The 19775-nt window shown below is 69.9% G+C and carries 17 protein-coding genes; 10 read left to right on the forward strand and 7 right to left on the reverse strand.

Annotated features, from left to right (window positions below):
- Nucleotides 1–71 precede the first annotated feature (71 nt).
- The 6 genes from GCN81_RS18065 to GCN81_RS18090 all read left to right on the forward strand — a co-directional run bounded on the left by GCN81_RS18065 (nucleotide 72) and on the right by GCN81_RS18090 (nucleotide 10177).
- Nucleotides 72–2063 carry a serine/threonine-protein kinase gene (locus GCN81_RS18065; RefSeq protein WP_156725669.1) on the forward strand — a complete coding sequence of 664 codons (1992 nt, stop codon included), beginning with the start codon at nucleotides 72–74 and terminating at the stop codon, nucleotides 2061–2063.
- A 422-nt stretch (nucleotides 2064–2485) separates the two neighbouring features.
- Nucleotides 2486–3067 (forward strand): SseB family protein, encoded by a 582-nt coding sequence (locus GCN81_RS18070; RefSeq protein WP_407697985.1) that lies wholly within the window; start codon nucleotides 2486–2488, stop codon nucleotides 3065–3067.
- Nucleotides 3064–3711 carry a hypothetical protein gene (locus GCN81_RS18075; RefSeq protein ID WP_156725670.1) on the forward strand — a complete coding sequence of 216 codons (648 nt, stop codon included), beginning with the start codon at nucleotides 3064–3066 and terminating at the stop codon, nucleotides 3709–3711. Before GCN81_RS18070 ends, GCN81_RS18075 begins: the two co-directional genes overlap by 4 nt.
- On the forward strand, nucleotides 3711–8417 hold the full coding sequence (locus tag GCN81_RS18080) for a putative T7SS-secreted protein (RefSeq protein WP_156725671.1): 4707 nt from the start codon (nucleotides 3711–3713) through the stop codon (nucleotides 8415–8417). Before GCN81_RS18075 ends, GCN81_RS18080 begins: the two co-directional genes overlap by 1 nt.
- 1 nt (nucleotide 8418) lies before the next feature.
- The gene (locus GCN81_RS18085) at nucleotides 8419–8778 is read left to right on the forward strand and encodes a hypothetical protein (protein ID WP_156725672.1); all 360 of its coding nucleotides are present in this window, start codon (nucleotides 8419–8421) and stop codon (nucleotides 8776–8778) included.
- A gap of 142 nt (nucleotides 8779–8920) precedes the next feature.
- Nucleotides 8921–10177, forward strand: a complete 1257-nt coding sequence (locus GCN81_RS18090; RefSeq protein ID WP_156725673.1) for a DUF1266 domain-containing protein — start codon at nucleotides 8921–8923, stop codon at nucleotides 10175–10177.
- Nucleotides 10178–10241: 64 nt separating this feature from the next.
- On the opposite strand, the gene GCN81_RS18095 is transcribed toward GCN81_RS18090, so the two are convergent.
- The 5 genes from GCN81_RS18095 to GCN81_RS18115 form a co-directional block, all read right to left on the reverse strand.
- Entirely contained in the window at nucleotides 10242–10526 is a 285-nt protein-coding gene (locus tag GCN81_RS18095) for a hypothetical protein (protein ID WP_156725674.1), read from the reverse strand.
- Entirely contained in the window at nucleotides 10526–10912 is a 387-nt protein-coding gene (locus GCN81_RS18100; RefSeq protein WP_156725675.1) for a hypothetical protein, read from the reverse strand. The genes GCN81_RS18095 and GCN81_RS18100 overlap by 1 nt, the downstream gene beginning before the upstream one ends.
- A 236-nt stretch (nucleotides 10913–11148) precedes the next feature.
- A complete protein-coding gene (locus GCN81_RS18105) occupies nucleotides 11149–11355 on the reverse strand; it encodes a DUF397 domain-containing protein (protein WP_325065112.1) in 207 nt (68 codons plus the stop codon).
- Nucleotides 11352–12212: a helix-turn-helix domain-containing protein gene (locus GCN81_RS18110; protein ID WP_156725677.1), complete on the reverse strand. Its 861-nt coding sequence runs from the start codon at nucleotides 12210–12212 to the stop codon at nucleotides 11352–11354. Before GCN81_RS18110 ends, GCN81_RS18105 begins: the two co-directional genes overlap by 4 nt.
- 149 nt (nucleotides 12213–12361) lie before the next feature.
- A complete protein-coding gene (locus GCN81_RS18115) occupies nucleotides 12362–13645 on the reverse strand; it encodes an adenylosuccinate synthase (RefSeq protein ID WP_156725678.1) in 1284 nt (427 codons plus the stop codon).
- A 223-nt stretch (nucleotides 13646–13868) separates the two neighbouring features.
- Here GCN81_RS18115 and GCN81_RS18120 point away from each other — a divergent pair, with 223 nt between their 5' ends.
- The gene (locus tag GCN81_RS18120) at nucleotides 13869–14783 is read left to right on the forward strand and encodes a diacylglycerol kinase family protein (RefSeq protein WP_407697986.1); all 915 of its coding nucleotides are present in this window, start codon (nucleotides 13869–13871) and stop codon (nucleotides 14781–14783) included.
- Between the two features lie 31 nt (nucleotides 14784–14814).
- Here GCN81_RS18120 and GCN81_RS18125 read toward each other — a convergent pair whose 3' ends face one another.
- Nucleotides 14815–15315, reverse strand: a complete 501-nt coding sequence (locus tag GCN81_RS18125) for a GbsR/MarR family transcriptional regulator (RefSeq protein WP_231626812.1) — start codon at nucleotides 15313–15315, stop codon at nucleotides 14815–14817.
- Between the two features lie 117 nt (nucleotides 15316–15432).
- Here GCN81_RS18125 and GCN81_RS18130 point away from each other — a divergent pair, with 117 nt between their 5' ends.
- From GCN81_RS18130 to GCN81_RS18140, 3 genes are all read left to right on the forward strand, one after another.
- Nucleotides 15433–16416 carry an ABC transporter ATP-binding protein gene (locus GCN81_RS18130; RefSeq protein ID WP_156725680.1) on the forward strand — a complete coding sequence of 328 codons (984 nt, stop codon included), beginning with the start codon at nucleotides 15433–15435 and terminating at the stop codon, nucleotides 16414–16416.
- Nucleotides 16413–18080: an ABC transporter permease gene (locus GCN81_RS18135; protein WP_156725681.1), complete on the forward strand. Its 1668-nt coding sequence runs from the start codon at nucleotides 16413–16415 to the stop codon at nucleotides 18078–18080. Before GCN81_RS18130 ends, GCN81_RS18135 begins: the two co-directional genes overlap by 4 nt.
- 87 nt (nucleotides 18081–18167) lie before the next feature.
- Nucleotides 18168–18545, forward strand: a complete 378-nt coding sequence (locus GCN81_RS18140) for a hypothetical protein (RefSeq protein ID WP_156725682.1) — start codon at nucleotides 18168–18170, stop codon at nucleotides 18543–18545.
- Here the strand turns inward: GCN81_RS18140 and GCN81_RS18145 are convergent.
- Nucleotides 18528–19751, reverse strand: coding sequence for a cytochrome P450 (locus tag GCN81_RS18145; RefSeq protein WP_156725683.1), 1224 nt, complete (start codon nucleotides 19749–19751; stop codon nucleotides 18528–18530). The two genes, GCN81_RS18140 and GCN81_RS18145, sit on opposite strands and share 18 nt — an antisense overlap.
- Between the last annotated feature and the right edge of the window lie 24 nt (nucleotides 19752–19775).

The following is a 19775-nucleotide window of genomic DNA, read 5'->3' on the forward strand; positions in this document are numbered from 1 at the left end:
TCGCCTTACCCCCGGGCCGCCGTGGCCTTAACTTGGCCGAAGCGGGGCCGTACCAGACCGGGGGAGAACTCATGGAACGCATCACGAGGGATGACCCAGTCCGCCTCGGCCCCTACCGGCTGCTCGGCCGTCTCGGCACCGGCGGCATGGGGCGGGTCTATCTGGCCCGGTCCGAGGGCGGGCGGACCGTCGCGCTCAAGGTCGTACGGGCCGAACTCGCCGGGCAGCCCGAGTTCCGGGAGCGCTTCGCGCGTGAGGTCGACTCCGCGCGGCGGGTCGGCGGCGCGTGGACGGCAGCCGTACTGGACGCGGACACTGAGGCCGAGTTGCCGTGGGTGGCGACCCGCTACATCCCGGGCCCCTCCCTCCACACCGTCGTAGCCCGGGACTTCGGCCCGCTGCCCGAGGACTCCGTACGGGTCCTGGCCAACCGCCTCGCCCTCGCGCTGACGGCCGTCCACGGCGCCGGGCTGATCCACCGGGACCTCAAGCCGTCGAACGTCCTCGTCACGATCGACGGACCACGCCTCATTGACTTCGGCATCGCTCGCGCGCTGGACGTGGCCACGGGCGGCCTCACCCGTACCGGCATCGTGATCGGGTCGCCCGGCTTCATGTCCCCCGAGCAGGTGCGCGGCGACGAACTCACCCCGGCCGGCGATGTGTTCTGCCTCGGCTCGGTGCTGGCGTACGCGTCGACCGGGCGGCCGCCGTTCGGCAGCTTCGACAGCGGGCCGCACGCGCAGTTGTTCCGGGTCGCGGAGGGCGAGGCGGACCTGTCCGGGGTCCCGGCCGCGCTGCTCGGGCTCGTACGGGACTGTCTGGCGAAGGACCCGGCCGCGCGGCCCACCCCTGACGAGGTCGCCGCGCGCACCCAGGTGGGCCCGAGCGGGCCGTGGCTTCCGAGTGCGCTGCTTGAGCAACTGGGGCGGCACGCGGCGGAGTTGCTGGACCTGGAGGGAGACCCCCGGACCAGGCTGCAAGCCCAGCCCCAACTCCAGCCCCAGGACCGGATTGGGGACCGCACCGCCCCCGAGACACCGGCCACCCCACATCCCCCTCCGACCCCGACCCCGACTTCCGCGCCCCACCCCACCCCCGGCTTCGGCACCCCCGCGCCCCATCCGCTCCAGCCGCTCCAGCCGCCCCGCCCCAACCGCCCGCGCCGGGCGCGGATCATCGTGGCCTCAGCCGTTGTCGCCGCGCTCGTCGTCACCGGCGCGGCGTTGCTCACCGTACGGCCGTGGGAGGACGACGGCGGCTCGAACGGGGCGAGCAGCGAGCGGGGCGCGGGGGGCGCGGGCGGGGCGAGTGACGTACCGCGGGAGTTCCTCGGGACATGGGAGGGCGAGGTCAAGGAGACGGGCGGGACGGCGGGTTCGGCAGGGGAGGTGTACGCGCGCATCGAGGTCACCGAGGGCGTGCACCCGGCCCCGGTCGTCGCGTTCCTCTCGCTGGGGAGTCAGGCGTTGTGCACGGGCTCCAGCGGCTACTACTCGGGCGGCACCTTCCGGGAGACCGGCCTGAAGCAGATGACCCTCGGCCCGGCGCGGATCGAGCGCAGCATCCCGGAGGGCTCCTGCATCGCGCTGGGGCGGCAGGAGCTGACCACCCGGAACGACGGCGACCTCGACTGGCGGACGGAAGACGGCAAGTACAGCGCGCGGTTCCGGCCCGTGTCCGCGGCCCACACCCAGGTGCCTGACGCGTACGTGGGAACATGGACCAGCGCGGACAGCGACCTCGCGTCGGAGAAGCTGCGCATCACGATCGTCCGGGGCAAGGCAGGCGACACGGCGGCGAGAACGACCTCCGAGCCCCAGCGCGGAACGCACTGCGAGTGGACCGAGGTGCTGGCCTCGGTCAGCGACGAGGGGCTGGTATTCGGCCCGTACGAACTGGACGCCACCAAGTCCGACGGCGACTGCGACGCGACGGGCCCGGTCCACACGTACACGCACGCCGACGAGGGCGGGAGCGGGAGCGGAGGCGCCCTGCGGCTCGGCTTCCCGACCGAGGAGGGCGCCACCCCGCTGAAGCTGATCCCGCTGCCGGGGAACTGAGCGCCCCAACCCTCCACCGCCTGGGGCGAGAACCAGCCAGCCGCTGACGTCCGGGCCCCGGGCCAGGTCCACGGCCAGCACCGAGGCCCCCCGTTCGAGAGCCCCACGGGCTCCCGTACCTTGCGCAGCTCCGCGCCGAGCCGCCGCTGCCGCTGCCGCTCGGTACGGCGGCCCTCTCGCCACCGATGCAAGCCTCCGTGTTCACCACGCGTCGCCCGCCTGCGCCACTATCCCGCCGACCCGCGCCTTCCCACTGCCCCATGTACCGGTAATCAGCCTTTTGTTCGTTGCTCGTGGGAATGTGCGCGTGACAGCATGCGGCGGTGACTGAGCACGGGGAAGACATACCGAAGGCTCGCCGTTCGAGGCTGGCCGATCTGGCCGATCTGGCTGATCCGGCTGATCCGGCTGATCCGGCTGACCTGGCTGACCTGGCTGACCTGGTCGACGTACCGCTGCCTGCCGCACCGACTGAGCAGCCGTCGGACGCACCGGCAACCGCCATGCCGCCGGCCGAGTCGACGGCTGGAACGACCGCGACACCGGTTGACGAACTCGCCGCCGGACGGCGGGAGTTTGCTCGGCTGCTGGGGGAATTTCGGCGGACGGCGGTGCTGGTGCCCTTCGACGCGCACGACAGTCTGTGGACGGCGGACTTCGGCGGTGTGCGGTGGATCTGCGCGTTCTCGGACGAGGAAGCGCTGGCCCGCTTCGCGGTCTTGCAGGGGGACGCGGGGCGGGAGTGGACGTACCGCACGATCCTGGGTGCGCGGTTGCTGGATGTGATGGTGCCGATGCTGCCGGGGCCTGCGGGGGTGGCGGTGGACGCGGGTAGCGAGGACGGCGTGGTGTTCCCGCCTGTGCCAGGGATCGTGCCGGACGAGGTCGCGGTGGATCTCGGGGAGCAGGGACAACACGAGCCGCACGGCGAGCACGGCGAGCACGGCGAGCACGGCGAGCACGGCGAGCACGGAACGCACAGGGCGCACGGGGGGACGGAGTGACGGAGAGCAACGCGGATATCCATGTGCCGCCGGGGGCGCTGGCGGACATCGCGAAGGGCATCAGCCTGGCGCATTCGGAGATGAAGGACCTCGGCATGATCGGCGAGTCAACGGTCGGCCGCGGGTTCTCGGAACTGGCGCTGTCTGGGCTGGAGTTGGGGCACGGCGGGCTGGCGTCCGAGTTCGGGACGTTCTGCGACCGGTGGGAGTGGGGCGTTCAGGCGCTGACCCTGAAGGGCAACGTGGTCGCTCAGGCGCTCGGGTTGTCGGTGGGGTCGTTCGCGGAGCAGGAGCGGTACGTCAAGGATTCCCTGAAGATCGTGGTCAATTCCGCCAACGGCAATCCGCACCTGTCCGAGGACGAGGTCAAGAAAATGAGCTGGGACACGATCCGCGACCAGCGCGCGTGGGACAACCCGGACTACAGCCCGGAGTCGTTCAAGGAAGCCAATCAAGAGATCAAGCAGACCTGGAAGAACACCACGTATGACGTCGGGGACGCGATGCTCGACTCGATGGAACGTTCGGGGATGGTGGACCCAGAGGCGCGTGACAGGTTCGACGAGCACGCGAAGGAGGCCCTCGATCCCGATCAGGCCACGGTTGACCAGGCTGAGCAGCCGCGGTGGGGGGAGAGCCGCTGATGGCGGACTTCGGGGTTGTCGGCGATCTTGCGAACAAGATCGGCGACAAGGTGGTCGACAAGGTCGACCAGGGCATCGACAAGAGCAAGGAACTGGTCGGCGAGGGCGTCGACAAGGTCACCGACAAGGTCGGGGACGGCCTGGAGAAAGTCGGTGCGGACGACTGGGCGGACGCGGTCGAGGACTGGGGTGACGAGACCGCGTCCTCACTCGGCGCGGACGTCGACGAGCAGCAGCTCGGGCAGACCGAGGAAGCGAACGAACTAGTCCACGGCAACCCGGAGAAGATCGCCGCCACGGTGAAGAACCTGCGGGACTTCCACAAGGCGTTCGATCTGGTCGGCGGCGGGCTGCGGAAGCTCGACGCGGGCCACTGGAAGGGCGAGGCGGCCGGGACGTTCCGCAAGAAGTTCGAGCCGATGCCGAAGGACTGGCTGCGGGCCGCGGACGCGTGCGAGGACGCGGCCAAGGCGCTGGAGACGTACTCCAAGGCCGTGGTGAGCGCGCAGGGCAAGGCGCGGGAGGCGATCGCCCTCTACCGGGAGGGCGAGAACGACTCCCGGACGGCCGAGAAGACGTACAACAAGAAGGTCGACGCCTACAACGCGGCCCGGAACGGGGACAGTCCGCTGCCACATCCGGGGGAGTACTCCGACCCGGGCAAGGCCAAGCGGGCCAGGGCCCGGGAGATCCTCGCCGATGCCCGTAAGACACGCAACGAGGCTGCCAAAGCCGCGAAGACGGCCGTCACGGCGGCGATGGCGCACGCTCCGGAGGAGCCCACCGGCCTGGACAAGTTGAAGGCCGAGTTCGAGAGCCGGACAGCGGCGGCGAACGTGGAGGGCATGCACCTGCTCGGCGGCGCGGCCAAGGGCACCGCGGGCCTGCTCAACACCGTCCGGTCGCTCAACCCGATGGACGCGTACAACCTGACCCACCCCGCCGAGTACGCCAAGGGCGTCAACACCACGCTCGCCGGACTCGCCTCCACCGCCGCCAATCCGGACCGGGCCCTCAAGGCCGCCTGGGACGCGGCCAAGGGCGACCCTTCCGAGTTCCTCGGCCGCCTCATCCCCGAACTCTTCGGCACCAAGGGAACAGGCCTCGCACGCGGAGGGCTGCGCAGCACCCTCCGGCACACGACCAAGGACGCCACCGAGAGCGCGGCACAGAAGGCCGCCAACGCCGATCCGCCGCGCGAATCCAGGAAGAAGGTCGAGAGCGGGAACACGGACCCGATCGACCTCGCCACCGGCCGGATGTTCCTGCCGCAGACGGACATCGTGCTTCCCGGCACGCTCCCTGTCATCTTCGGTCGCCGGGTGGCCTCCGACTACCGGGCCGGTCGGTGGTTCGGCCCCTCTTGGTCCTCCACCGCCGACCAGCGGGTGGAGATGGGCCCCGAGGGCGTCGTGTTCGTGTGTGAGGACGGCCTGCTGCTGCGCTATCCGCACCCCGCGCCCGGCGTCCCCGTCATGCCGAGCCATGGCCCGCGCTGGCCCCTGGACCGCAGCCCCGACGGTGACTACACCGTCACCGACCCGGACACCGGCCGCGTCTCGCACTTCACCCCGTACGACGAGGGCGTAGCGCTCCTCGCGCAGATCGACGACCGCAACGGCAACTGGATCACCTTCGCGTACGACGAATCGGGGGCCCCGGCCTCGATCGTCCACCACGGCGGCTACCACCTGAAGTTCACGACCGCTGAGGGCCGCATCACCGCCCTGCACCTGGCGAGCGCGGCCCCGGACGGTTCGGACAGCTCCGACAGCTCCGATCAAGAGATCCTGCGCTACGGCTACACCGATGGCCACCTCACCTCGGTCACCAACTCCTCCGGTCTGCCACTGCGGTTCACGTACGACGAGCGCGGGCGCGTCACGTCCTGGACGGACAGCAACGGCAGCGCTTACACATACGAGTACGACGACCAGGACCGGTGCGTCGCGGAGGGCGGCGCGGCGGGCCATATGACCCTGCGCCTCGACTACAGCGACGCCGACCCGGCGACGGGCCTTCGCCTCACCACGGCGACGACGCCCGACGGCGCGGCCCACCGTTACGTCGTGAACGACGTCCACCAGGTCGTCCAGGAGACCGACCCGCTCGGCGCCGTCACCCGCTACGAGCACGACCGCTACAACCGGCTGCTGCTCCGGACCGATCCCCTCGGCCGCACGGCCCGGTTCGAGTACGACGCGTCCGGCCGCCTGACCACGGCCGTACGGCCCGACGGGCGCGAGGCGAAAGCGGAGTACAACCCCCTCGGCCTCCCGGTCCGCGTGGTCAACCCCGACCGGACCGCCGTCCGGCAGGAGTACGACGAGCGGGGCAACCGCGTCAGCGTGACCGCCCCCTCCGGGGCCGTCACCCGCTACACCTACAACGAGGCCGGTCACCTCACCACCGTGACCGACACACTCGGCCACACCACCCGCATCCGCACCGACCCGGCCGGGCTGCCCGTAGCCGTCACCGACCCGCTCGGCGCGACCACCCTCATCGACCGCGACGCCTTCGGCCGCCCGGCCGCCCTGACCGACCCGCTCGGCGCGCTCACGCGCCTGGAGTGGACCCCGGAGGGCAAGCTCACCCGCCGCGTCGACGCCGACGGCAGCGAGCAGTCGTGGACGTACGACGGCGAGGGCAACTGCCTCACCCACACCGACCCGATGGGCGCCGTCTCCCGCTTCGAGTACACCCACTTCGACCTCATGAGCGCCCGCACCGGCCCGGACGGCGTGCGCTACGAGTTCACCCACGACCACGAGTTGCGTCTCACCCAAGTCCGCAACCCGCAGGGCCTGACCTGGGACTACGGATACGATGCGGCCGGACACCTCATTTCCGAGACGGACTTCGACGACCGGACCCTGACCTACGAGCGGGACACGGCAGGCCGCCTGGCCTCCCGCACCGACGCGCTCGGCCAGACGATCCGGTACGAGCGCGACGAGCTGGACCGCATCGTCCGCAAGGACGCGGCCGGGACCGTCACGACGTTCGCCTACGACTTCACCGACCAGCTCGCGGAAGCCATCAACCCGGACGCCACGGTCACCTACCTCCGCGACCGCTACGGCCGCCTCAAGTCCGAGACGGTCAACGGCCGCACGATGTCGTACGAGTACGACGCGCTCGGTCGCCGGGTCGGCCGTACGACCCCCACCGGCGCGGTCAGCGCCTGGACCTACGACGCCGCAGGGCGCCGAGAGTCGCTCACCACCTCCGGCCGCACGCTCACCTTCGAACACGACGCGTCCGGCCAGGAAACCACCCGCCACATCGGCGACACAGTCACCCTGGCATCCCAGTACGACCCCATGGGCCGCCTCACCACCCAGCAGGTCACGGGCGCGGGCCGCAGCATCCAGCGCCGCGACTACACCTACCGCGCCGACGGCAACCTCACCGCCCTCAACGACCAACTCGCGGGCACGAAAACCTTCGACCTGGACGCAGCAGGCCGCGTCACCGCCGTACACGCCGCGAACTGGACAGAGCGCTACGCCTACGACGAGGCGGGCAACCAGACACAGGCCTCCTGGCCGACGCCCCACCCGGGCCAGGAGGCGACCGGAACCCGCGACTACACCGGCACGACCCTCACCCGCGCGGGCACCATCCGCTACGAACACGACGCCCTCGGCCGCATCACCCTCCGCCAGAAAACCCGCCTATCCCGCAAACCGGACACCTGGCGCTACGAATGGGACGCCGAAGACCGCATGCGCTCGGTCACCACCCCAGACGGGACGGTCTGGCGCTACGCCTACGACGCCCTCGGGCGGCGCATCTCCAAACAACGCCTCGCCGCAGCCGACGGCACCACCGTCCTGGAACAGGTCACCTTCACCTGGGACGGCACAACACTCTGCGAGGAAACGACCCAGAGCGAGTCCCTGCCGAACCCGGTCGCGCTCACCTGGGACCACCAGGGCCTACGCCCCCTGGCCCAGACAGAACGCATCCTCGCGACCGACGCGCCCCAAGAAGCGATCGACGAACGTTTCTTCGCCATCGTCACAGACCTGATCGGCACGCCGAACGAACTCGTCGACGAGGCCGGCCACGTCGCCTGGCGCACCCGCAGCACCCTCTGGGGAACAACGACCTGGGCCAGCACCAGCAGCGCCTACACACCCCTCCGCTTCCCAGGCCAGTACTTCGACCCAGAAACCGGCCTCCACTACAACTACTTCCGGCACTATGACCCTGAGGTCGCGCGCTATTTCAGTTCCGACCCCCTCGGCCTCTCTCCCGCACCCAATCCAGCGGCGTACGTTCTTAACCCCCACACATGGACTGACCAACTCGGTCTGGCGCCCGACGCTTGCCCAAATAACGTTGCCCTGGGAATCAGAAAGAAGGGGTTGCGAGAATTCGCAGAGAGGAACAATTTCACACATTACCTCGATAACTGGACAGACTTTGAGGCAGACGTCAGGGCGGCCGCACATAACCCAGATGTTCGCCTGCATATATCACTCGACGGGTTTGACGGGGCGAACCCGTCACAGAAGTTCATGGACGCTTACAAGGCGGGTATGGGTGACAACTGGTGGGCAACTGAGCGTGAGATGTACCACGTAGGTAAGGCAGTCCGGCTCGGAGATCGCGAATGGGATAGCATTACCTTCTACGAAGACGGGAAGAGGGTAACCGTCCCGGAACCGCCGTCATTTCCAAAGCCTGGGAGTTAGCTTGAGTAAGATCGCCGGTTGGAATCGCGAATTTCAGGTCTGGCAGTATTCGGTCAGCCATTCGGTGCTTTTGCTCAGGAGTGTTGACCCACAGCTCTACGATACGCGCATCGACATCCTTTTCCCTGCGGTGGAAATTCTTCATTTGCGACCGACCTATGAAGGCCTCACAATTCACCAGTTGAACCACGATGATGGTGTAGATTTCCTTGACAATCAAGGTGTTACACCATCAAGAGGGTCTGTTTTTCTGCTGAATGACGGCGAGGGGTATGTGCAGGCTGCCAAGTGTGAGTGGTTTGAGGATCAAGGAAACCATCGGGCGCCGTCAAGATTCGGCCCACTTCGTGGCACCGCGTAGCCTAATGGCCGTGACTTAAGCAGTTCGAGGCCCCAGAAGGGCTGTTCCAAAGTCCTGCCATGAAGACGATGGCGGACCACCGGCTCCGTCCAGGTTCGACCCCTCGCATGGCGTTGCATGACCCCCTCGTACGATCTTGTGCATGGACCTGTCGGTGAGTCACGGAGGGGCGCCGCAGCCTGCGACGCAAGGCGGTTGGCAAGCGCCGAGCGCCGTCGAGCGCGAGCTCTACGAGGCGCGGCAGCGTGGTGACTGGCCCAGGTGTTACGACCTCATCGCACGATCACGCCTGTACATGGCGCAGAGCCGGGCGGCCGTCGAAGCGGGCTCGTGCTTCTTCCACTCGTACTGGAACCCACAGACGCAGTCGCGTTGCGTGGCCGTGTTCACCCCCGGCATGCTGCCCGCACCCGCCCCGGACCCGGTGTACAACTCCCACGACCTGGGCTGGTTCGTCCGTGTGTGGGAGCCCGGAGATCCGCCGTACCTCGTCGTGAACCCGGGCACGCCGTGTGAGGTGGTGATGCCCGCGAGCCCGGAGGGCCGGGCCCTGTGGCAGCACCACGACGCGAAGGCCGAGCAGTGGGGCCTTGCCCCGGGGGCAGTGCACACCCTCGACGTGGGCGGACCTCAACAGGGTTCGGTGGCCTTTGGGTTGGCCGCAGGGGCGCACATTTCCGTGAAGAACGGTCAGTTCTGGAACTCGATGGCCTACCACGGCCACGGCTACGGTGCCGAGAAGGCAACCCTGGAGCGGTGGTGGGGCGTCACCAGTCGCGAGCAGTGGCTGGACAGCACGGAGCGGCTTCTGCGGGCTGACATGGTCAGCGGCGTCTGGGAGTTCGCCTTGCAGCTGCGCCGTTCGATGGCCCTGGACTTCGCCGGACCCGTGTCCGTCGACCACTGGCGTGAGACAGCCGAACGCGTCATACGGCGCCGGGCCGAGGAGGTCGCCCAGCCGCGCCTCACCCCCGACGGCGTGACCCAGGGCGGCGGGCCGTCCCCGACTGAACTCGAGTCGCAAGTGACCGGTGTGCAACGGCTCATCGGCCGCATCACCCGCTACGAGGCCCGCTTCCGCGCCGACGGCCTCCTGCCCGAAGACGGCTACATTCGGACCGTCGAGGCCTGGGACTACGGCCGCGCCGCCGGAATGGCCCGTTGGGGCCTGGCCGCACGCTACGGCACCCTCGCGGAGGCCGAGTCCGCCGTCATCCGTGCCGGTCAGCTCGTCCGCGCCAACTACCGCTCGTGGGCCGCCTTCTCCGCCGCGTACGCCCTCGGCCGCTGCCTCCACTTCGACGAAGAGGAGTTCGGCACGTGGTACGAGGAGGTCCTGGAGGTCCACCGCGTCCTGACGACGGACCCCGCGAGCCCCTGGTTGACCATCCCCTGGTGAGGGCCGCCGCTTCCGTACGGCGGGTGGCGCGGCCCGAGGATGTGTCCCCGGACCGCGCCTGAATTTACGGCCAGCGGACCCCGGTTGGGCCTCGTGTCGGCTTGCGGCAGTCTGGCGTGGGGTCGCCGGGTGGCGTGGTTACGGGGTCGGCGTCCAGGGCGAAGCAGAGTTGCGCGTGCAGGGCCTCTGCTTCGGCGGGGGTGAGGCGCAGGGTCAGGTCCGTGCCGAACCTGCCGTCCTGCTGGAGCCAGAGGGGGATCGTGAGGCGGCCGTCCGCGTCACGCTCTACGGGTTTGCCGGGTACGCGGCTGATGTGCGGCCCCCGTGGGGTACGGGAGGGTCGGGCCATCACGCCGCCACCCCCAGCATGCCGGGGGCGCCGATGGGGTGCCCGTGGATGACCCACGGTCCGATATCGACGCCGTCGAGCGCGAGGGCGAGGGCGGTACGGCGCTCGTGCTGTTCATGGGCGAGGAGGTAGGGGCGTACGAGGGGGCTGGGGCTGTCGAGGATCGGGGCGTCGGCGTGGGGGGTGGTGGTGTCGGGGGTGGTGGGGTTGCTGTCCCGGCGGGGCAGGCGCGGCGGGATGATCCGGCGGATGCGCAGCGGCAGCCCGGTCGCGGTGCGGGCCCTTGGGGTGGCCGTACGGCGGCGCCGCCGCCCCTTGGCCGGGGCGAGGAGGTTGAGGAGGCGGGTGACTGTTCGATGGAGGGTGAGCCCGATACGGTGGAGCATGCTGACGCTCGCTTCCTGGCTTCCTGGTCTGGGGTAACGCGTTGGCCAGCCCCGGGGTGGTAGGACACCGCCGGGGCTACTTTCGTCAACTCGCGTGCAAATCTGCGAGGTTGCACCCACGCTAGGCCCAATGTGATGCGATTCGCAACATGTTGCGTCTTGCTGGGTGGAATGGCATATGCCGCTCTGGGCGCGTCATGAAAGGCCCGCCCTTCCGTCCACCCGGAGGGCAGGCCCTAGTCCGCCGCGCTGAACGCGCCCGCCTTGACGCTCGTCAAGAGCGCCCCCAGCCGTCCTGAACTTACCTCGATGACAACGTCTGGCTCGTCGCTCTCCCTGATCAGGGTGGTGCCGCGCAGCAATGCGAGCTCCAGACAAGCGCCGTCGGGGTGGTCGGAGAACGAGGATTTACGCCACGGTATGTCCACTCTGCTCACTCTCACAGCTGCCGAGCCAGCTCGCGAATGAAGTCACGGGACGGCTTCGGCGCGAGCGCCCTCTTTTCCATGCGGTCCAACAGGACACGGTAGTTCGCCAGATGGGCCTCGGCGGACTGGAACGACACCCCCACCGGCGTATCCGACTGAACCGTGTCGAGCCGCGGGACCGGGCCCCGTACATACTGCGTCGAGCCAGCCGCCAGCGGGGTGCCGCCTGCCTCAAAGGGGAGCACGCGGAGAGTCACGTTCTCCCTCTCGGACTGTTCCAGCAGGTAGGCGAGTTGGGTCCGGACGACCTTCAGGCCGCCGAACCGCATTCGCAGCGCGGCCTCGTGCACGAGGAACGTGCACGGCAGGGCCCTCGGCCCCTCGATCACCTCGCTGCGCCGCAGCCGGAAAGCGAGCTTCCGCTCGAAGTCCGCAGGCGCAAGCGGAACCACCGCTTCCTCGAAGACTGCCCGAACGTAATCCTCGTGCTGAAGCAGGCCGGGCATGTTCGTCAGCTGCGCGGCACGGATCGCTACAGCGTGATACTCCAGCTCCGCGATATCCAGCAGCACCGCAGGCAGCGTGCCACGGTACTCGTCCCACCAGTTGGTGTTGCCCGCACGGCGCTCCCTCGCCATGCCCGCGAGCGCGTCGATGTATGCCGAGTCCGCGCAGGAGTAGTTAGCCGCCCAGACTCGCACCCGGTCGGTACTGACACCAGCACGGCCGGTTTCGACATTCGTCACGCTGGTGCGATCGGTGCCGTGCATGACGGCCGCATCATTGATCGACAGGCCCGCGTGCTCGCGCATCGTGCGCAGCTCCGCGCCAAGTCGTCGTTGCCGCTCGGTCGGGGGCTTTCTCGCCGCCATCCGTCTCGCCCTCCCCCTTCGTCGCCTGCCGCCCAGCGTAGTCAACGTCACGCGCACCGCGCCCACACGCGCGGATGCCGTGGCCGGAGCGGGACTCCCGCTTCGGCCACGGCATCGATACCACCGGCGCCCGGCTGCCCGGTTAGGGGTCAGATGAACGAGTTGATCTCGATTGTCTCGTCGCGGCCAGGGCCGACGCCGATCGCCGAGATCGGGGCGCCGGACATCTCCTCCAGGGCACGTACGTACGCCTGGGCGTTCTTCGGGAGGTCGGAGAACGTCTTCGCCTTGGTGATGTCCTCGGACCAGCCGGGCAGGTACTCGTACACCGGCTTCGCGTGGTGGAAGTCGGTCTGCGAGTAGGGCAGTTCCTCGACGCGCTGGCCGTCGATCTCGTACGCGACACAGACCGGGATCTGCTCCCAGCCGGTGAGCACGTCCAGCTTGGTGAGGAAGAAGTCGGTCAGGCCGTTGACGCGGGTCGCGTAACGGGCGATGACCGCGTCGAACCAGCCGCAGCGGCGGTCGCGCCCGGTGGTCACACCGCGCTCGCCACCGATGCGACGCAGCGCCTCGCCGTCCTCGTCGAAGAGCTCCGTGGGGAACGGGCCAGCGCCGACGCGGGTGGTGTACGCCTTGAGGATGCCGATGACCCGGCTGATCTTCGTCGGTCCGACACCGGCGCCGGTGCACGCGCCACCGGAGGTCGGGTTGGAGGAGGTGACGAAGGGGTAGGTGCCGTGATCGACGTCGAGCAGGGTGCCCTGGCCGCCTTCGAAGAGGACGACCTTGCCGTCATCGATGGCGTTGTTCAGAATCAGGGTCGTGTCGGCGACGAACGGCTTGAGCTGGTCGGCGAAGGTGAGCATCTCCTCGACGATCTGGCCCGAGTCGATCGCACGCCGGTTGAAGACCTTGGCGAGGAGTTGGTTCTTGGTCTCCAGGGCCGCCTCGACCTTCTGCTCCAGGATCGACTGGTCGTAGAGGTCCTGGACCCGGATGCCGGTGCGGTTGATCTTGTCGGCGTAGGTCGGGCCGATGCCACGTCCCGTGGTGCCGATCTTGCGCTTACCGAGGAAGCGTTCCGTCACCTTGTCGACGGTGACGTTGTAAGGGGTGATCAGGTGAGCGTTACCGCTGATCAGCAGCTTGGACGTGTCCACGCCGCGGTCATTGAGTCCGCTCAGCTCGGAGAGCAGGACGGCCGGGTCGACGACGACGCCGTTCCCGATCACCGGGGTGCACCCCGGGGACAGGATGCCGGAGGGGAGGAGGTGCAGTGCGTATTTCTGGTCGCCTACGACAACCGTGTGGCCGGCGTTGTTGCCGCCCTGATAGCGCACTACATAGTCAACGGAGCCACCGAGCAGGTCGGTGGCCTTTCCCTTGCCCTCGTCACCCCACTGAGCACCGAGCAGCACAAGTGCGGGCACAGGCGTACACCCCTTCCGGGCGGGGCATGTCCAGGGTCAGGGGCGTGCGCGGCAGCGCACACCGGCGACCCTCGTTGGCCGCACCCGTCGGACCGGTGCCCCGGAATAGACGAAGCCCCTGGCGCAATAGCGCAAGGGGCTCTTGCACAAAGATGCTACCCGAGGAAGGACCGAGGTGTCGGCTCCAGAGCCCGCCACGCGGAACGTACCGAGCGCAGGACCCCTGCTGGTGGTGATCGATCCGGCCGCCCGACACACCGACGGGGAGTCCGTACGGATCGCCAAAGACGTGCTGTGCGGGGGCAACGGGGCGGTGAAGGTGTGCCTTCCGGACGGGCCCGAGGAATTCTCCCGGGCCCTGGCCAGGAGGGGTTCCCGGCGCTTGGTGGTGGTGGGTGACGACCGGGCGCTGCTACGTACGGTCGCGGGGCTGCACCGAGATCGGGAGCTGGCGTCGTCGGCGCTGTCGCTGGTGCCGGTCGGCGCGGTGACGACGCTGGCGCAGTCGCTGGGCGTGCCCGGTGGCACGGTGGCGGCGGCGCGGGCGGTGCTGGACGGCGCGCCGCGGCGGCTCGATCTGCTGGTGGACGACAGCGACGGGGTGGTGCTGTCTGACCTGCGGATTCCGGCGATTCCGGCTGTTCCGGCGGATGAGGCGGGGGCCTCAAGGTCGGGTTCGGGTTCGGGGTCAGGGTCGGGTTCAGGGGCGGGTTCAGGGTCGGGGTCCGCGGGTGGTCCCGTGGGGGCGTCGGTGGGGCCGCTGCTGCGTACCTGCCAGTCGCTGGTGCGCACCCTCGTACGGCAGCCGGGCCTGGCCGGCCGTCTCACGGCGGCCGCTCCTTCGCGGCTTCGGATCGAGGTGGACGGGGTGAAGCTGGTCGATCTCGACCAGCCGGTGGAGGCGGTGTCGGTGCGCCCCGGCGCGGGCGGTCTGGCCCGGGTCGAGGTGCGGCCGTCGTCGGTGGGCGCGGACGTGGACGCGGACGCGGCGGCGGTACTGGCCCAGGCGCGCGCGGTGACCGTCTCCGGCGCGGACTTCCGCTATCTCGCGGACACCCGGGTGTCCGGGCCGGTACGGACCCGCACCTGGACGGTACGACCGGGGGCCTGGGAGCTCACGCTGCCGCGCGAAAGCTAGCCCCGGTCTCCCGGTCTCCCGGTCTCCCGGCCTAGGTGGACGCCGAGCGGGACGCGACGCGGGCGTTCCAGCGGGCCAGGACGTCGTGCAGCTCGTGCTTGAGGAAGTCGAAGAACTCCGCGCTCTCCGCGAGGCGGCGGCCCGCCTGGGTGTCGCCGCCGACCACGGAGACGCCCTCTTCCAGGACCCGCTGCCAGCGGTCCAGGATCTGGTCCCGGCGGGTCATGGACTCGAACCAGACGTGGTTGTGCAGGCGGTAGCGCTCCCGGCGTGAGCCGGGCTCGCGCTCGCGGCTGACGAGGCTGATCTGGGCGAGATAGCGGACAGCCCCGGAGACCGCCGCCGCGCTGATCCGCAGCCGGTCGGAGAGTTCGGCGGAGGTGAGGGCGCCGCCCTCCTCCACCAGCAGGCAGGCGAAGACCCGCGACGGCATGCGCGGGATACCGGCTTCGGTGAGCTCGGCGGCGAAGCGCTCGATGAACGCCGCGACGTCCTGTTCGTTTCGCTCGCCTATGGCGTCTGCGTTCCCCACGGTCACCGCACCTTCTCCACGACCTGCTCGTTCCTGTCTTCTCGAGGTGATCGTAACGCCCGCTCTTAACACTTCCTTAGCTTCACAAATTTGTGAAACTAGCGTAGCTTCTTGACCATGACGAAGGCAATCACCGTGTCCGGTCTGCACAAGTCCTTCGGCCGGACCCACGCGCTGGACGGTCTCGACCTCGACGTCGAAACGGGTGAGGTGCACGGCTTCCTGGGCCCAAACGGCGCCGGAAAATCCACCACCATCCGGGTCCTGCTCGGCCTGCTGCGCGCCGACAGCGGCGCCGCGCGACTGCTCGGCAAGGACCCCTGGCACCAGGCGGTGGAACTGCACCGACGCCTCGCCTACGTCCCGGGCGACGTCGAGCTCTGGCCCAACCTCACCGGCGGCGAGGCCATCGATCTGCTCTCGCGGCTGCGCGGGGAGCTGGACAAGGCGCGCCGGGACGAGCTCATCGAGCGCTTCGACCTCGACCCGACGAAAAAGGGCCGCGCCTACTCGAAGGGCAACCGGCAAAAGGTCGCCATCGTCGCCGCACTCGCGTCCGACGCCGAGCTGCTGCTCCTGGACGAGCCCACCGCGGGCCTGGACCCGCTGATGGAGGTCGCCTTCCAGGACGTCATCAAAGAAGCGAAGGCCGCGGGGAAGACCGTGCTGCTGTCCAGCCACATCCTGGCCCAGGTCGAGAAGCTCTGCGACCGCGTCAGCATCATCCGGCTCGGCAAGACCGTGCAGTCCGGCACGCTGAGCGAGCTGCGCCATCTGACCCGTACGACCATCGAGGCCGAGACCGAGCGTCCGGCCACCGGGCTCGACGGGCTGCCGGGCGTCCATGACGTACAGACACTGGACGGCGCCGACCGGGTGCGGTTCGCCGTGGACGGCGCCCAGCTGGACGGCGCGGTCCGCAAGCTCACCGATTTCGGCATCCGGAGCCTGGTCAGCCACCCGCCGACGCTCGAAGAGCTGATGCTGCGCCACTACGGCGACGAGCTGGCCGCCAACGGACACGGCGACGCGCCCGGCAACGGACACAGCACGACCTCAGGAGCCGACGGAACCGACGGAACCGACGGAGCCGACCGATGAGCGGCACCGCCACCCCCACCGCCAAGGCCCCCGCCTCCACCGGCGCGGCCACGGGCGCGGGCGCCCTGGCCGGGGTCCGTACCCTGATCCGCTTCAACCTGCGCAGGGACCGTATCCGGCTGCCCGTATGGATCGTCGCCCTCCTGCTCGGCACGATCACGACGGCCAACAGCCTCAGCGACCTGTACCCCACCGCCGACCAGCGCGCCTCCGCCGCCGAGACCCTGGACAGCCCCGCCGGGCTCGCCCTCAACGGCCCCCGCCACTACCTGGACGACTACAACCTCGGCTCGATGCTGAGCCACCAGATGCTCGGCTTCATGGGCGTACTGGTCGCCCTGATGAGCGTCCTGATCATCACCCGGCACACCCGGGGCGAGGAGGAGACCGGCCGCGCCGAGCTGGTGCGCTCCACCGTCGTCGGACGGCACGCGCACCTGGCCGCCGCGTTCGCCGTCGCGGTGCTGGCCAACGTGGCGCTGGCGCTGCTCCTGGCCTTCGGCCTGACCTCGATGGACATCGACGGCATCGACACCGGGGGCTCGCTGCTGTACGGCGCCGCGCACGCGGCGATCGGCCTCACCTTCGCCGCCGTCGCCGCCGTCACCGCGCAGATCACCGAGCACACCCGGGCCGCCTCGGGGATGGCGCTCGCGGTCATCGGCGCGGCGTACGTCCTGCGCGCGTCCGGGGACGCGGGCGGCGACGGTGCCGTCCTGTCCTGGCTGTCCCCGATCGGCTGGGTGCAGCGCACGTACCCGTACGTGGACAACCGCTGGTGGCCGCTGGCGCTGTGCCTGGGCCTCGCCGTCGGCGCGGCGGCGCTGGCGTTCGTCCTGTCCACCCGGCGGGACGTGGGCGCCGGGCTGCGCGCGGCGCGGCTCGGCAGCCCGGTGGCGTCGCACGCGCTGACCCGGCCGCTCGGCTTCGCGCTGCGGCTGCACCGTGGTGTGCTGATCGGCTTCGGTACGGGTCTGTTCCTGATGGGCGGGATGTACGGCGCCGTACTCGGCGACGCCGAGGACCTGCTCCAGGACATCGACCAGTTCCAGGAGGCGCTGGAGGAGATCGGCGGCGCCAGCATCGTCGAGTCCTTCGCCTCCATGATCATGGTGGTGCTCTCGATCGCCGCCGCGGTGTACGTGGTGATGGCCGCGCTGCGCCCGCGCTCGGAGGAGACGGCGGGCCGCGCCGAGCCGCTCCTGGCGACCGGCCTGTCCCGCGACCGCTGGGTCGGCAGCCACCTGGCCGTCGCCCTGGCGGGCGGCACGGTGGTCCTGCTGCTGGCCGGGCTCGGCTTCGGCCTCGCGGGGGCGGCGGCGACGTCGGACGGCGGGCTCGTCCTCCAGCTCACCGGCGCCGCGCTGGCGTACGCACCGGCGCTGTGGGTGACGGTCGGGGTGGCGGTGGCGCTCTTCGGCTGGTTCCCGAAGGCGAGCACGGCGGCGTGGGTGGTACCGGTGTACGCCTTCGTCGTCGGCTACCTGGGCGAGTTGCTGCGCTTCCCCGACTGGATGAACAACCTGTCGCCGTACGGCCATGTCCCCCAGCTGCCAGCCGCCGACATGACCTGGACACCGATGGTCATCCTCACGGCAGTGGCGGCCGGGCTGATCTGGCTCGGACTGGCGGGCTTCCGCCGCCGCGACCTGGAGACGAAGTAGCCGAGGTGGGCGAGGTAGGCGAGGTAGGCGAGGTAGGCGAGGTAGGCGCCTGGAACTTCTGGTGCCCCGTTCGCGTCCGTAGAGATCATGGACGCGGACGGTGAGAGCGGCGGCGAGAGCGCTGGTGAGAGCGGCGGGGGCTGTCTGCTCGCGGCCTTCGGGGCGATCGTGGCGTTCGCGGTCTGGACGTCGTCGCAGCGGACCCGCCTCCGGCTGGGCGGCCGTTTCGAGGGTCACTGGGCGAACCCGTCCGCGTTCCTGGAGATCCCTCTGGTGGTGCTGGCCGGGGCACTGGTCCCCATGGTGGTGTGGCTCGGCGCGCTCAGGCTGCTGCGCGGGCGGCAGCGGCAGCGGATGCCGCGCACCGCCGCGTCCCTGCTCGCCGCGGCCCTCGCCACCGGGGCGATCGCGCTGCTGGCCGGAGGCCTGTACGCGTGGTGGAACCCGTCAGCACTCGACCTGTAGCGCGTCGAAGCCCCGGATCACGAAGCCCTCCTTGCGCACCGGTTCCGCCGCGAGCCGCAGCCCCGGTGCCTGGCGCAGCAGTTCGCCGAACGACGCGGCGAGTTCGACGCGGGCCAGCGGGGCGCCCAGGCAGTAGTGGATGCCCGCGCCGAGGGAGACGTGCGGGTTGTCGGCGCGAGTGAGGTCCAGGTCGTCCGGGCGGTCGAAGACGGCCGGGTCGTGGTTGGCCGAGCCGAAGAGGAGCGCGACCTCCGAGCCGCGCGGGATGCGGACGCCGTCGATCTCGATGTCCTCAAGCACCCAGCGCTCGAAGAGGTGCAACGGGGTGTCGTAGCGCAGGAGTTCCTCCACAGCTGTGGACAGCAGGGTGGCGGGGTCGGCGCGGAGTGCGGCGAGTTGGGCGGGGTGGTCGAAGAGCGCCCGCCAGGCGTTGCCGGTGGTGTTGACGGTCGCCTCGTGCCCCGCGTTCAGCAGCAGCACACAGGTCGAGATCATCTCCTGCTCGGACAGGCGGTCGCCTTCATCGTGTGCGGCGATCAGGGCCGAGATCAGATCGTCGCCCGGCTCCTTGCGCCGCTCGGCGATCAGCTCCCTCAGGTACGCGGAGAACTCCAGCGAGGCCGTCACGGCGCGGCGGGCCGTCTCCTCGGACGGGTTCAGCTCGTACATCCCGCAGATCTCCGCTGACCAGGGGCGGAGCGGGGCGCGGTCCCCCTCAGGGATGCCCAGCATCTGGGCGATCACGGCCACCGGGAGCGGCTCGGCGACCGCCGAGATCAGGTCACCGCCGCCGTCCGCGACGAGCTGGCCGACCAGGCGGGCCGCCAGCTCGTCGACGTACCCGCGCAGTCCCTCCACCGTGCGCGGGGTGAACGCCTTCGAGACCAGGCGGCGGATACGGGTGTGGTCGGGGGCCTCCAGGTCGAGCAGGCCGTGGTCGTTGAGCGTGTGGAACGGCTCGTGCTCGGGCGGGGGCGGCGTGCGGCCGAACTCCTCGTGAGTGAAGCGGTGGAGGTACGTACGGCCCAGGCGGCGGTCGCGCAGCAGGGCCGACACGTCGGCGTGGTGCGGGATGAGCCACTGGCGGGTCGGCTCGTACCAGTGGGCGCGGCCGCGGGCGCGGAGGTCGGCGTAGGCCGGGTAGGGGTTGGCGGCGAACTCGGGCGAGTCGGGGGCGAAGGCTGGGGTGGGGGCAGCGGCGTCCATGGCCGGACGTTAGCCGGGCGACGC

This window comes from Streptomyces apocyni, from assembly GCF_009739465.1.
In the GTDB taxonomy this organism is placed as follows: domain Bacteria; phylum Actinomycetota; class Actinomycetes; order Streptomycetales; family Streptomycetaceae; genus Streptomyces; species Streptomyces apocyni.

Excerpts from the sequence above, each read along its gene's own strand:
- GCN81_RS18110 (WP_156725677.1), bottom strand. The coding sequence starts at position 12,212 with ATGGCGGCGAGAAAGCCCCCGACCGAGCGGCAACGACGACTTGGCGCG.
- GCN81_RS18065 (WP_156725669.1), top strand. The coding sequence starts at position 72 with ATGGAACGCATCACGAGGGATGACCCAGTCCGCCTCGGCCCCTACCGG.
- GCN81_RS18135 (WP_156725681.1), top strand. The coding sequence starts at position 16,413 with ATGAGCGGCACCGCCACCCCCACCGCCAAGGCCCCCGCCTCCACCGGC.
- GCN81_RS18140 (WP_156725682.1), top strand. The coding sequence starts at position 18,168 with ATGGACGCGGACGGTGAGAGCGGCGGCGAGAGCGCTGGTGAGAGCGGC.
- GCN81_RS18145 (WP_156725683.1), bottom strand. The coding sequence starts at position 19,751 with ATGGACGCCGCTGCCCCCACCCCAGCCTTCGCCCCCGACTCGCCCGAG.
- GCN81_RS18080 (WP_156725671.1), top strand. The coding sequence starts at position 3,711 with ATGGCGGACTTCGGGGTTGTCGGCGATCTTGCGAACAAGATCGGCGAC.
- GCN81_RS18090 (WP_156725673.1), top strand. The coding sequence starts at position 8,921 with ATGGACCTGTCGGTGAGTCACGGAGGGGCGCCGCAGCCTGCGACGCAA.
- GCN81_RS18095 (WP_156725674.1), bottom strand. The coding sequence starts at position 10,526 with ATGGCCCGACCCTCCCGTACCCCACGGGGGCCGCACATCAGCCGCGTA.
- GCN81_RS18130 (WP_156725680.1), top strand. The coding sequence starts at position 15,433 with ATGACGAAGGCAATCACCGTGTCCGGTCTGCACAAGTCCTTCGGCCGG.
- GCN81_RS18100 (WP_156725675.1), bottom strand. The coding sequence starts at position 10,912 with ATGCTCCACCGTATCGGGCTCACCCTCCATCGAACAGTCACCCGCCTC.